The organism is Psychrobacter sp. SCQQ22, assembly GCF_015864605.1.
Lineage (GTDB): Bacteria > Pseudomonadota > Gammaproteobacteria > Pseudomonadales > Moraxellaceae > Psychrobacter > Psychrobacter fozii.
In genome coordinates, this window is sequence record NZ_JADYWZ010000003.1 from 258,552 (window position 1) to 271,313 (window position 12,762).

The following is a 12,762-nucleotide window of genomic DNA, read 5'->3' on the forward strand; positions in this document are numbered from 1 at the left end:
GAATATTTTTATCCAAAACGTTTTTACTATTAATGGAATCACTTATGAAACTCAATGCTTCTTTGCTAAAAAAAATGACTATCGGTACGTTACTTATTGGTGCAAGCTCTGTCTCTATGTTGTCGCAAGCAGAGGTCACTCTGTTGGTTGATGACCATATCAAGGTCACTGCTATTAATGGGCAAGAACTTCAACAGAGTGCTTTTCAACCTCTAGTGAAAAAATTCACGCTTGAACCTGGACAACATGCCATCACTGCTAAGTATGACCGCTTGTATAACCTGCCTCGTGATGAGCATGATTACTTGCGTTCAGGTAACGTCAGTGTGACCGCACAATTGGCTGATAATCAAACCTATCGTTTGACTATGCCAAGTCAACCAGAAGAGTATAAAGCGGCTAGAGAATATGCCAAACGTCCAACGTTAGCTGTGCAGCAGGATAATACTGTGATCGCTAGCCAGCAAAGTATGGCGAATAACCAAGGCGGATTATTTTCAGGTTTGGGTAACGTAATAGGCGGTGTGTTTGGTGGCTCGGGTGATGCTGAGATGCAAAACCAACGTGTTATTGCATCATTAGACAAGCCAGCGGTTGCGAATCAAAACACTGTACAGCAAACGACAAGCGTTAATTCATCTAACAGTAATTTAGATCAGTTTATGCAAATCTGGCTACAAGCAACACCTGCTGAGCGTGAAAAAATGAGTCAATGGATTCAAAAATAAATTACCGTCTTTGTAAATATTTAACAATAAAAAAGCACCTATGTTAGGTGCTTTTTTTATTTGTACATTATAGCTTTTATCTCATTTTAGTCTGGCTACTATTAACCCAAAAAGGCGTTGTACATCCATACTAACTTTTCTTGCTCTTGTACATATGCATCGACAAGATCAGCTGACCCTTGGTCTTCGCTATCCGCTGCTAGAGTAGATACTTGACGCTGTTCTTCGATAAGCTCTTGTAAGCCTTTGACCACGCCTTTAACACAAGTCGTGCCGTCTTTAACGTTCTTATCTTCACTAATGCTTGTGTGCTGAGCAAAGTCGCTATAAGCATGGAGTGGTGTACCACCTAACGTTAGAATACGTTCAGCGATTTCATCAATTTGTATTTGTAGTGAGGTATACAGCTCTTCAAACTTTGGATGTAGAGTGAAGAAGTGCTCACCTTTAACGTTCCAGTGATAGCCACGTACATTAATATAAAACATATGGTAGCTTGATAATAGGCCATTTAACTTAGCAATGACTTCGCTCATGTCTGCTCTTTCTAGACCGATTTGGTTAGTCTCATTATTACTCATGATATTATCCTTATAGTGTGAGTGTTGATGTAAAAATTAAATGAAGAAAGTTATAACTTTAACTTATTTATATAATCCAGCGCTTCTACTACCTTTCTTCTGATGCCTATTATAATAACAAAGCATCATCGACAAGTTAAGTTTAATAAATACAATAATGCGATTGGTTTATCAAAAGAGCTAAACCCTTTATCGTTCAATGAATGAGCAATAAAGAGCTATCTAATGCTTTATGCTGGTGGTTGTAAGTTCTCAGGGTTTAATCCTTTAACAGCAATGAATTCCTCTAAATGCTGACGCACTGTGTCGATTGGGAATTTCTGTGCTTGCAGGCGTTTAGGTACAATTTGGCTGCCTTGCTGACCTTTCATCTCAAACATGATAAAAATGTAGTCATCAGTCTCATCCCAGCTTTTGACCGCAGACCATGGGATAACCGCTTGTTGAGTATTGCTCGCGCGCATTTGCATACCACGCATTTGCGAGTTTTTCATCAAATCAGGTTGATTGACGGGCATTGCCATCACTAAGCCATGCTTTTGTACACCCAGTTTCATCTGACGCATCTCATCTGGCATTTCTTGGTCGGCGACTTGTTTTTCGAATTCTCTTTTGACATACCATTTAAAACCAAGGGTACGAACCAGTAAGTAAACCACCACTGAAACCAACATCAACCAAAAAATAATGGTTGAGTAGCCTGTGACAAAGACCAACCCTGCAATCGCTAGTACCACGACTACTGCCATAATGATCCACTCTTTCATTTTGATGCTTTTTAGACCAAAAGAAGGGCTGGCACTAGAAAATAGCTCGTATTGTGCTTGGTGAAATTCTGCCTCAGTTAGGTTTAAGGCGACAGGTTGCAGCGTGTAGGGGTACAGGGCCATAAAGGTTTCTCAAATACTTGTGTTAAAAGTGTTGGGTTTAAATCACCAAAGTGAAGCAGCTACGCGGCACTTGGCTGAAAGTGAAAAAAGGTATGCACTTATCTTACCGAAAAGCGCTCTCAAATGAAACATATAAGCAGCACTGTTCACGGATAGACGCGATATTATAGCGATTAATTAATACGGATGATGATTATGGGGGCTTATGAATGCCCAAAGCATATTATCAAGTTAAAAATCGCATGCCATTAATCATCAAAGCGATGAATGAAAGTATCGCCAAAACATGGTCAAATGAGATGGGTCTTGGTATTATAGCGGCTACCACTTATTTTGATAAAATCAGCACCTTTAAAAACAGTACCTTTAAAAACAAAACCTTTAAACCTCTTATTCACTTCTAGCGTTACAGGCAACTATTATGATTGATCCGAAACTCTTACGCGGCGATTTAATCGACTTACAACAGCAGTTGGCCACTCGTGGTTATGCACTTGACATGGATTTTTGGCAAACAGTTGAGTCAGAACGTAAATCTTTGCAGATCAAAACTGAAGAGTTGCAGTCACGCCGTAATGCTGGTGCTAAGCAAGTAGGTGCGCTAAAAAAATCAGGCGAAGACGCCAGTGAGCTATTGGCTGAGATGCAAAGTGTCAGTGGTGAGATTAAAGCGGCTGAAGATGAATTGCGCACTTTGCAAGAGCGTATCACCAAAGCTGGCATGCAAATCCCTAATATTCCAGCAGCCGATGTGCCAGTGGGTACGTCAGAAGATGACAATGTAGAAGTACGCAAGTGGGGCACGCCGCGTACATTTGATTTTGAGATTCAAGATCACACTTATATTGGCGAGACACTTGGTATGTTAGACTTTGAAGCGGCGACCAAGCTGACTGGCAGTCGCTTTAATGTGCTAAAAGGACAATTGGCGCAGATGCATCGCGCACTGATTCAATTCATGCTCAATACCCATACTATGAAGTACGGCTATCTTGAGACCTATGTGCCTTATATTGTGAATTCAGACAGCCTCAAAGGTACAGGGCAGCTGCCAAAGTTTGAAGATGATTTATTTAAATTGAAAAATCATACTAATAACGAAGATATGGACTTTTATTTGATTCCAACCGCTGAAGTACCCATGACCAACTTGGTACGTGGTGAGCGTTTGGATATTAGCGAGCTGCCACTTAAGTTTACCGCGCATACGCCTTGTTTCCGTAGTGAAGCGGGCTCTCATGGTCGTGATACTCGTGGTCTGATCCGTCAGCATCAGTTTGAAAAAGTTGAGATGGTCAATATTGCCACGGCTGAGCAGTCTGATGAATTGTTAGAAGCAATGACAGGACAAGCTGAATATATCTTGCAGCAGTTGAACCTACCGTACCGCACTGTGCAGCTATGTACGAGTGATATGGGTTTCGCAGCGCAAAAGACTTATGACATCGAAGTATGGTTACCGAGCCAAGACACCTATCGTGAAATCTCAAGCTGCTCTAACTGCGGTGATTTCCAAGCGCGCCGTATGGGTACGCGTGTCAAAGATGGCAAACAAACCAGCTTGGCTCATACTTTGAATGGTTCAGGCTTGGCCGTTGGTCGTACGCTACTGGCAGTCATGGAAAATCATCAAAACGCTGATGGTAGCATCACTATTCCAGAAGTATTGCGTCCGTTTATGGGCGGTGCTGAGACGATTTCAGTTTAATATAGGATTCACTATATAGTTGAATAAGGATAAGTAGTGGCATTATACGCAGATGGTTCAGGTCAATATCAGAGTGAGTATGACGCTCTGTGGCAAAGCCTTGTGCCGAAAAGTGGTCGTGCCGCTACACTTCAAGGTGAGCTCGTTCGCTTGATCGGTCGGTTGGCTAGCGAGTATTACCGAAATGGTAATATGAATTGGAGTGATGATTTTAACGGCATGGCTAAGTGCCTTGAGGCTGAACTAAGACATCATTTCGATGAACCGTCAGACCAACAAGCCATTCAAGTGTATTTGTATCAGATAATTAAAAATGGCGAGACAGGTATCTGCTATTACCTAGATGGTGAAGATATATACGATAAAATAACGGATTATGTTGTGATGTTCTGCCGACAGAACAAGTCGGCTGTGCTTAATCACTGCCTAGAGACTTATCATTACTCGTACTAATTCAGGCGACTCTTCTATTAGGTGATACTTCTATGACGCAGTTTTATTTAAGAACCGCAAATGATGAGTTGGCAACATTCGATTGGGTATCCATAAAGCGTTATATTATGGACTTGCCTTATTCAAATGAAGAGCATATCGTCTTAGGTAGCTTGCTTGATGATAATAGTTATACCCAGACTCGTATTAATATAGAAACCTATCGTACAGATGGGCTGTATGATTTAGAAGTGCGAATTCCTATAGCGAGTGGGTTTAAGCACTATCAGCGCTATACTAACGATACGTGCCAAGTGATAGATAGTTTTTATCTGTTTTACACCAACCAGCCAGTAGATATCAGCTTGTATCAAGATATAACGGCTGAATTTGATTTGTATTGATTTAAAGCTCATGTCATAAATCCCAAATTACTGACCAGTATTATTCATGATATGTATGAAGTCTGAGCAGTAATAAACTTGGCTGTCATGCCATTTTTTGGCGTGACTTGCATCAAATATGTTAATATTGCACTTTGATTTTATAGCCAACACGGTAAGGGCGCATTTTGCGTCCTTATTTTATTACCCTTTGAGTAAACTCTCCTCTTATCAGCCATACCCCTCATTTGAATATTAGGACACTCTATGCCAGCTCCAATTAGCGAACGTAAATTAGCCAATGCCATTCGTGTACTGTCGTTTGACGCGGTACAAAAAGCCAACTCTGGTCATCCAGGTGCTCCGATGGGCATGGCTGATATTGCTGAAGTTCTGTGGCGCAAGTTTTTGAAGCACAACCCAACCGATCCACAGTGGCATAACCGTGACCGCTTTGTCTTATCGAACGGCCATGGCTCAATGCTTATTTACTCATTGCTGCATTTATCTGGTTATGATTTGAGCATCGATGATCTGAAAGGTTTCCGCCAATTGCATTCAAAAACGCCAGGTCACCCTGAGCTTGGCTACACACCAGGTGTTGAGACAACTACTGGTCCACTAGGTCAAGGTATTGCTAATGCCGTTGGTTTTGCTATCGCTGAAAAAACTTTAGCGGCACAGTTCAATCGTGATGGCCATAACATCGTTGACCATAACACCTACGCGTTTTTAGGTGATGGTTGCTTGATGGAAGGTATCAGTCATGAAGTGTGCTCACTGGCTGGCACGTTAGGTCTTGGCAAGCTGGTCTTCTTCTATGATGACAACGGTATCTCAATCGATGGTAATGTTGAAGGTTGGTTCACTGATGATACGCAAGCGCGTTTTGAGTCTTATGGTTGGCAAGTTATCAAGGTCGATGGTCATGATGCTGATGCTATTACTCAAGCCACTGAACAAGCGCTTAAAGAGACTGCTAAACCAAGTCTTCTGATTTGCAAAACCACGATCGGTGCTGGTAGCCCGAACAAACAAGGTCTAGCAGCCAGTCATGGCGCACCATTGGGTGATGACGAAATCGCCTTGACTCGTGATGCACTGTCTTGGAAGCATGCTCCATTTGAATTAGATGATGAAATCTATGAAGCGTGGGATGCTAAAGCCAAAGGTGACGTACAACAGAAAAACTGGGATGCGGACTTTGACGCTTATAAGAAAGCCTATCCTGAACTGGCATCTGAGTTGTTACGCCGTCTAAATGGTGATTTGCCTGCTGACTTTGATAGCCAAGCACAAGCCTATATTCAGCAAACGCAAGAAGCGGGCGGCGATGTTGCTAGCCGTAAAGCCAGTCAAAACGCTATCAATACCTTACAGCCATTATTACCAGAATTGCTAGGCGGCTCAGCGGATCTAGCTGGCTCGAACCTGACACTATTCAAAGGCGCTAAAGGCATCGAAAAAGACGCTGACGGCAACTATATCTATTATGGTGTACGTGAGTTCGGTATGACCGCGATTGCCAATGGTATCGCATTACATGGTGGCTTTATCCCTTACGTAGCGACGTTCCTGATGTTTATGGAATACGCACGTAACGCGGTACGCATGGGCGCATTGATGAAGCAGCGCGTCATCCATGTCTATACGCATGACTCTATCGGTCTGGGTGAAGATGGCCCAACGCATCAGCCAGTTGAGCAATTGACTAGCTTACGTACCACGCCAAATCTACGCACATGGCGCCCGTGTGATGCGACTGAATCTGCAAGTGCTTGGGTAGAAGCTATTAAGTCTGAAAACAACCCATCAGCATTGATCTTTAGTCGTCAAAGCTTGCCACATCAAGCACGTGACAGCGAGCAAGTAGCGAACATCACCAAAGGTGGTTATGTACTTGCGAAAGAGCAGGGTGAGCTACAAGCTATCATCATCGCCACTGGTTCAGAAGTTGGCCTAGCGATGGAAGCATATGAAGCGTTGAGCGCAAATGGCGTTGGCGTCCGTGTGGTGTCTATGCCATGTGCTGAGATTTTCGTTGAGCAAGATGCTAGCTATCGTGACGCTGTATTGCCTGCCAATATCCGTGCCCGCGTAGCAGTCGAAGCGGCGCATGTAGATTACTGGTATAAGTTCGTTGGTCTAGATGGCAAAGTCATTGGCATGACCACTTACGGCGAATCTGCTCCTGCTAGCGACTTGTATAAAGAGTTCGGTATTACAACTGACGCTGTGATTGAAGCGGTAAATAGTTTGGTGTAGTTAAGGCTTGATTTTTAAGTTTGCAAAAAAGCTGCTGGAATTATCTAGCAGCTTTTTTTTATGTCTGGTATATTTTTTTGGAGCTGATTCCTGCTTTACGCTATTATCTGCTTCGTCAATAACGTGCGGACTATCGTGTCTGAATGCGTTCCATCATCCGAGCGACCACCTCCAGCCACAGTCCGCAACGCCATTGTCATCAGCAGGATAACCGCTGCAATCAGGGCTAAAACGCTTTCCAGAGCTACCATTAATATCTTAGTCAAATTTGGTTATAGCATGAAATGTAGTGTAAGATTTATCTATAGACATTATAAATAATAATAAAACGAATGTTTTATATTGAAGGAAAAAGCTGATGTTAGTTAAGCCTGATTGGGACGTGTTTAAAGCTAAATTCCATAGTAATCCTCAAGAATATTTTGAGTGGTTTAGTTATCTACTATTCTGTAGAGAGTTTGACTTAGACAAAGGTTGGCATGGATATAAAGATCAACCTGCAGTTGAAAAAGAACCTATTAATGTGGGTAGTGAGGTTATAGGCTTTCAAGCTAAATTTTACCAAGCTGAATTAAGTAAGAAAAAGTCAGAAATAGTTAAAATGCTTGAAGATGCTAGACGTCATTACCCTCACTTAACTAAAATAGTACTTTATACTAACCAGACATGGACTTTGAATTATCCCGAAAAAGTCAAAAATATTACTCAAACTGAAAAGGATATTGAAGCTTTAGCATTGAGTTTAAATATAGAGATTGACTGGCGTACTAATGAATCCTTTTTTCACTCACCTTTTGTATGTGTAACTAACAATGATTTAGCTAGATATTTTTTCGATGATAACGATCATAAAGGTTGGAAACGATTTGGTGACTGGTCAAGTAAAAGTACTGACATAGAAGCAGAGTATTACATAGATAAAGATGTCAAAATAATCTCACCAAATCACAACAATATGAAATCAATAACTGTAGTCGAAGGCTTAAATGAGATTAGAGCTAAATTAGTTCAACCAAGTTCATCTGTCCGCTTGGTAGGCTTATCTGGGGTCGGCAAGACTCGCTTTGCCCAAGCTTTGTTTGATAAACGAATATGTGAAAGTGCACTTGATATTAGAAACGTCTGGTATTGTGACTTAGGTGATTCACCTGATCCAATTCCTCAGCACTTTATAGAACAATTAGAGAAGCAAAATAAATCCGCTATTGTTGTCGTCGATAATTGTGGTCAAGAGCTACATACTAGCTTGACCAAAGCTATAAATAATAGCCAGCATATATCGCTATTAACCGTTGAATACGATGTAAATCTTGGTTTGCCTGAAGAAACCAGCGTCTATAGGATGCAACCTACGACATCTGAAATCCTTAAGAAAGTCATAAATAAACACTACTCTAAGATAAGTAATATTAGTGTAGATAAAATTGCTGAATTTTCAGGAGGCAATTATCGTCTAGCATTAGCTATTGCCTCAAATATGGGCAAGGGAGATAATCTATCAGTTTTAACTGATGATGAACTGTTTAAACGTTTATTTTATCAGCAGGATCAGCAGGATCAGCAGGATCAGCAGGATCAGCAGGATCAGCAGGATCAGCTTGATGCCCAATCTTTGAGGGTTGGGCAAATATTTTCTCTAGTATTTTCATTTAACATTGAAGATGCTAAGAAAGTTAATTCTGAAATTGATATTTTAGCAGAATTAGCTGAAATATCATCAAAGCAAGCTTATAGAATAATTGAAAGCTTAAGAAACAAAGATATCGTACAGAAGCGTGGTGATTTTCGAGCTATCTTACCTCATGCTTTAGCTAATAATTTAGCAAAGCAAGCAATATCGGGTCTTTCAAACTCAGAACTCAACCAGCTATTAACAGATACACCTGAAAGGCTTCAAACATCGTTTCTAAAACGCCTTAGTTATTTGCATGATAATGATAAAGTTAAGAGCCTTGTTAAAGGCTGGCTAGCACCTGAGGGTTACTTTGGCTCAAAAATATTAGATGAGCAGTTAACAGAAATAGATTTAAGGAACATCTCTTTACTTACTTCAATATGCCCAGATGAATTACTCGACATCCTAAAATCAAAATATGAAAAAGACAGTAATTTTCTATCAGTCTCAAATCCGAGTCATTATAATTTAGCTAAATTACTGCGTAATCTAGCGTATTTTGATAGAAATTTTAAAAAGGCTTTTTGGTTACTGCTTGAAATAACTAATACTGACAGTAGCGAATTAGATGACACTTCTTCAAGCGACCGCTTAAGTTCTCTTTTCCATTATTACTTATCACGAACCGAAGCAACACTAGTTACTAAAAAAAGTGTTATTGAGAAGCTTTACGAGGTTGATGAGTATCACGAGTACCTTTTAAGCATTATAGATAATGGTCTAGGATCACGAAACCGTAATATCATCATATATGATATGGATGATAGTAACGGTCTAATTCAATCATATGGCTACCAACCCGAATCTTATTGCGAGATTTGGGACTGGTTTGAGTTTCTATTAAATAAATTATATTTGTTAGATGATGACTATCCAAAGCAATGCCGTAAAATACTTTCAAATAATATTGAAGATATTATTCGGACTTGTGGTAGAAACAATGAAGTAATCAAATATCTCAAGCTATTTCATAACAAGCAACCATATCCTTCGGCATTGTTGGCCATTAAAGAACTTACTACCTACCGAAAAGAGATGTTCGAAAAAGCTCCAGATAAACTAGCTGAGTTAATGGTTTTAAGTGATTATCTAGAGCCAAAAAAACAAGATATATCAGATCTCATTACTACTTATTTATTATCAAGCAACTCTTGGACATTCAAACGTAGAACGAGCCTCAATGAAGAATATGTATTAGGTTTAGGTGATTTCACTAACTACGAAGAGCTAATTGAGTTTATTTCTAATAATTTAGACAAAGTTATTATTAATAAATTTTTGAAAGATTTATTGATATCAAATAACTCCGAAGTTCGTCAGCTTGGTTATTCATTCATAAATAAATACCCTGATATTGATAACTTTGTTGCTGAATTAAATAAAATTCAGAGCATCACAGAAGTTAAGTACAATCGCTTTTTTCTCTCAGGAGTAGCAAAGAAATTAGTAGAATCGAATTGGGATAATTATCAAACACTTATTAATTACTTACTTTCTGACAAGGATTTTTCGAGTGTTGCTACTCAAGTTATAGCAGAAGTTAGTAGAACTCAAGAGGATTACGAATTTGCTATTGCAAAAATAATTGAGCATCCTAAGACAGATTTTACCTGTCTAGGTTTTGATTTAGTATTCAACAGACATCATAGCAATATAGATAATGAAATATTTGAAAATGTATTGGATAAATTAATAGATATTAGCCAAGACAAAATCGTCGATGAAATACTAGTAAAAGCATGTCTTTTTGATAAAGGTGTCAACCAAAAGTATCATGGCAAGCTTTTAGAATTACTACCTACAATACTGAACAATAAAAATTATCATGACTACACGCATGCCTTAAAATTTTTATTGAATCATTCTCAAGATAGTCGTCAAAAGGTTTTTGCTATAGTCGAACACGAAATTAGCAATACTAGCCTCCTTCTCAATTTATACAAGCGACCCGTTGTTGATATTTTAATAACTATGGTAAAAAGCAGCACAACTGATTTTATGAATTTGATTTACAACAATGCTATCTTTGAGCCTATGTATTACTATGAAGAGTTTCAAAATATTTTAACTAAGGCTGACGAATTAGAAGTATTAGCTTGGATTGATAATGATCAAGATAAGATGGACTTTTGGTTTGCTTACTCAAGTTTTTATCAAATTAATGAACAAGGTATTATTGAGTGGCGAAATATACTGCATGGACTCTTATCTACTAGTCAAAATGCTGATGCTAGCCTAGCAATACTTATTGATCAAAAAATATTTCAAGTCATGAGTTGGGAAGGCTCTTTATCACAAGAGATGAATAGACGGTTACTGATAGTTGAAAGTTTAAATCAGTTTCTTAGGCAACATAACCTTGAAGATTTTATTCCATTAATAGAACAGAAAAAGGCTGACTTTCAAGAGCGTATTAACAAAGTCCATGAGAATGAATCTAAAGAATCAAAAAAGCAACAGGGTTTTGATTGGTAAATAAATGAACGTAGGCTGAGTAGAACTTGTGACAGCCAAATAAACCAAGTAAGACTTTGACTATTTGTAATGTCTGGCTCTTGCCGAGGGACGAGGCGTGAGCAAAACCTTTAAAGAAAACCGACCCATGACTCGCATATTTCCCCACATTTAAAGCACTCATATCTAGAGGCTAATCTTCTTGTTTTTTGTCTTCTTATTTTTAATTTTTTTAAAACAACCAAACTCTAAAACAAAAAAAGAGCCACTGAATAATTCAGCAGATTTTCTACATTATTAAATACAACGATTATTTTAAACCTCTAAAATAGGTACGTTTTTTGCTACTGAAAATGTAACTCTTCCTTTTATAATTAAATAATTAGTAGTGAATTAACAATGTCCCTAAAATCCAGCTTTAAAGGTTTCCTAGGTGAAACCGTCATCAACGTCGTCATGTAGCTAAAGCTTGAAAAAGACACCTATAATCCGAAATCCGAAATTATAAAGGCTAGATGCGAAGATGAATATCGTGCATCAAAAAGTAGCTATCTATAACAATAAAATTAAAGAAAGTGCTGAGTTAATATTTGATGTGAGTGCCAATATCCGTGCTCGCGTAGCAGTCGAAGCCGCGCATGTAGATTACTGGTATAAGTTTGTTGGTCTAGATGGCAAAGTTATCGGTATGACCACTTATGGCGAATCTGCCCCTGCAGATCAGTTATACAAAGAGTTTGGTATTACGACTGATGCTGTGGTCGAAGCGGTAAATAGTTTGGTGTAATAAACCCTGACTTAGTTATTGTTAAAAAAAGAGCTGCTGGAGAAATCTGGTGGCTCTTTTTAGGACTTAATCTTTAGCTTGTCTTTTGATCTGCTTTCATCAATATAGTTATAGGTAAAATAACGGCTGCAATCAGTATTAAATTCTGTGCTTCAATATAATGATTTAGTGGTAAATTAGAATAGATTGATTGCTCACAAAGTTATATTCTACTTATTGTGCAGCTCTCATATAAAAATAAATTATATGACTATAGAATTGGAAAAATTAGATGGATAGTATCGAACTGGCAAATGTTATTACATGGCTAAAACAGATTGCACTAAGTGAAGGCTTGATAGCAGCCTGCATAATCGGAATATTTGGACTATGTGGTATTCTCATTACTCAGAAATCTAAACGCAAAAGGGAGTATGAAGCCTTTTTGAGAATGAAGTTTGAGGAAGTGGCTTTTAGACTGGTTGATTTTGCAGCCATTATTCAGGAAATTCAATCCAAAAGTTTTTCAAGCGATAACGATGAAGCTTTAGATGTGGATGAATTTTACAGAGAAGGTGGCAAGATAGAAATCTTGATAGCTTTATATTTTCCAGAGCTTGAGAAAAAATATGAGTTGTTTTTAAATACAGGTGGAAACCTGATAAATGCACAGCATGAATATGAAACCAATCCTAGCGATAGTACTTTAGAGGTACTTAAACAGTTTGATGAAGAGTATGATCGGGTCTATAAGAGTTTTTATAAACATATCAGATCATACTCTTCTCATTATGCTAAGTCTTTAAAGCGTCATAAGAGAGTGCTAATTAATTAAATTTAAAGAGTTTCGTTAGTACGCCTAGCACATTCTATAACCATT

General features: G+C 38.7%; 10 protein-coding genes and 1 pseudogene. 9 read left to right on the plus strand and 2 right to left on the minus strand.

Going from position 1 to position 12,762, the window contains the following annotated elements; translation table 11 throughout:
* Positions 1 to 44 precede the first annotated feature (44 nt).
* Positions 45 to 728, plus strand: coding sequence for a DUF2057 family protein (locus tag I6E84_RS05865; RefSeq protein ID WP_197216762.1), 684 nt, complete (start codon positions 45 to 47; stop codon positions 726 to 728).
* 101 nt (positions 729 to 829) lie between these two features.
* Here the strand turns inward: I6E84_RS05865 and I6E84_RS05870 are convergent, their stop codons facing one another.
* Both I6E84_RS05870 and I6E84_RS05875 read right to left on the minus strand, forming a co-directional pair.
* Positions 830 to 1,309 (minus strand): Dps family protein, encoded by a 480-nt coding sequence (locus tag I6E84_RS05870; RefSeq protein WP_110923124.1) that lies wholly within the window; start codon positions 1,307 to 1,309, stop codon positions 830 to 832.
* Between the two features lie 230 nt (positions 1,310 to 1,539).
* A complete protein-coding gene (locus tag I6E84_RS05875; protein WP_197216764.1) occupies positions 1,540 to 2,199 on the minus strand; it encodes a YcxB family protein in 660 nt (219 codons plus the stop codon).
* A gap of 209 nt (positions 2,200 to 2,408) precedes the next feature.
* On the opposite strand from I6E84_RS05875, the gene I6E84_RS05880 reads away from it, so the two are divergent.
* The 8 genes and pseudogenes from I6E84_RS05880 (at position 2,409) to I6E84_RS05915 (ending at position 12,717) form a co-directional block, all read left to right on the plus strand.
* A complete protein-coding gene (locus tag I6E84_RS05880; protein ID WP_197216766.1) occupies positions 2,409 to 2,603 on the plus strand; it encodes a hypothetical protein in 195 nt (64 codons plus the stop codon).
* Between the two features lie 17 nt (positions 2,604 to 2,620).
* The gene (gene serS, locus I6E84_RS05885; protein ID WP_197216768.1) at positions 2,621 to 3,907 is read left to right on the plus strand and encodes a serine--tRNA ligase; all 1,287 of its coding nucleotides are present in this window, start codon (positions 2,621 to 2,623) and stop codon (positions 3,905 to 3,907) included.
* 36 nt (positions 3,908 to 3,943) lie between these two features.
* Positions 3,944 to 4,360: a hypothetical protein gene (locus I6E84_RS05890; protein WP_197216770.1), complete on the plus strand. Its 417-nt coding sequence runs from the start codon at positions 3,944 to 3,946 to the stop codon at positions 4,358 to 4,360.
* 32 nt (positions 4,361 to 4,392) lie between these two features.
* Positions 4,393 to 4,743, plus strand: coding sequence for a hypothetical protein (locus I6E84_RS05895; protein WP_197216772.1), 351 nt, complete (start codon positions 4,393 to 4,395; stop codon positions 4,741 to 4,743).
* A gap of 246 nt (positions 4,744 to 4,989) precedes the next feature.
* Positions 4,990 to 6,987 carry a transketolase gene (gene tkt / locus I6E84_RS05900; protein ID WP_197216774.1) on the plus strand — a complete coding sequence of 666 codons (1,998 nt, stop codon included), beginning with the start codon at positions 4,990 to 4,992 and terminating at the stop codon, positions 6,985 to 6,987.
* A gap of 358 nt (positions 6,988 to 7,345) precedes the next feature.
* Complete coding sequence (locus I6E84_RS05905) at positions 7,346 to 11,137, plus strand: hypothetical protein (RefSeq protein WP_197216776.1); 3,792 nt, start codon at positions 7,346 to 7,348, stop codon at positions 11,135 to 11,137.
* A 580-nt stretch (positions 11,138 to 11,717) separates the two neighbouring features.
* Positions 11,718 to 11,903, plus strand: a pseudogene (locus tag I6E84_RS05910) (transketolase-like TK C-terminal-containing protein); the annotation flags it as partial.
* Between the two features lie 271 nt (positions 11,904 to 12,174).
* The gene (locus tag I6E84_RS05915) at positions 12,175 to 12,717 is read left to right on the plus strand and encodes a hypothetical protein (protein ID WP_197216778.1); all 543 of its coding nucleotides are present in this window, start codon (positions 12,175 to 12,177) and stop codon (positions 12,715 to 12,717) included.
* Positions 12,718 to 12,762 lie beyond the last annotated feature (45 nt).

Coding starts and splice junctions, on each gene's coding strand:
- I6E84_RS05875 (WP_197216764.1), bottom strand. CDS start 2,199: ATGGCCCTGTACCCCTACACGCTGCAACCTGTCGCCTTAAACCTAACT.
- I6E84_RS05895 (WP_197216772.1), top strand. CDS start 4,393: ATGACGCAGTTTTATTTAAGAACCGCAAATGATGAGTTGGCAACATTC.
- serS (WP_197216768.1), top strand. CDS start 2,621: ATGATTGATCCGAAACTCTTACGCGGCGATTTAATCGACTTACAACAG.
- I6E84_RS05880 (WP_197216766.1), top strand. CDS start 2,409: ATGCCCAAAGCATATTATCAAGTTAAAAATCGCATGCCATTAATCATC.
- I6E84_RS05870 (WP_110923124.1), bottom strand. CDS start 1,309: ATGAGTAATAATGAGACTAACCAAATCGGTCTAGAAAGAGCAGACATG.
- I6E84_RS05905 (WP_197216776.1), top strand. CDS start 7,346: ATGTTAGTTAAGCCTGATTGGGACGTGTTTAAAGCTAAATTCCATAGT.
- tkt (WP_197216774.1), top strand. CDS start 4,990: ATGCCAGCTCCAATTAGCGAACGTAAATTAGCCAATGCCATTCGTGTA.
- I6E84_RS05915 (WP_197216778.1), top strand. CDS start 12,175: ATGGATAGTATCGAACTGGCAAATGTTATTACATGGCTAAAACAGATT.
- I6E84_RS05865 (WP_197216762.1), top strand. CDS start 45: ATGAAACTCAATGCTTCTTTGCTAAAAAAAATGACTATCGGTACGTTA.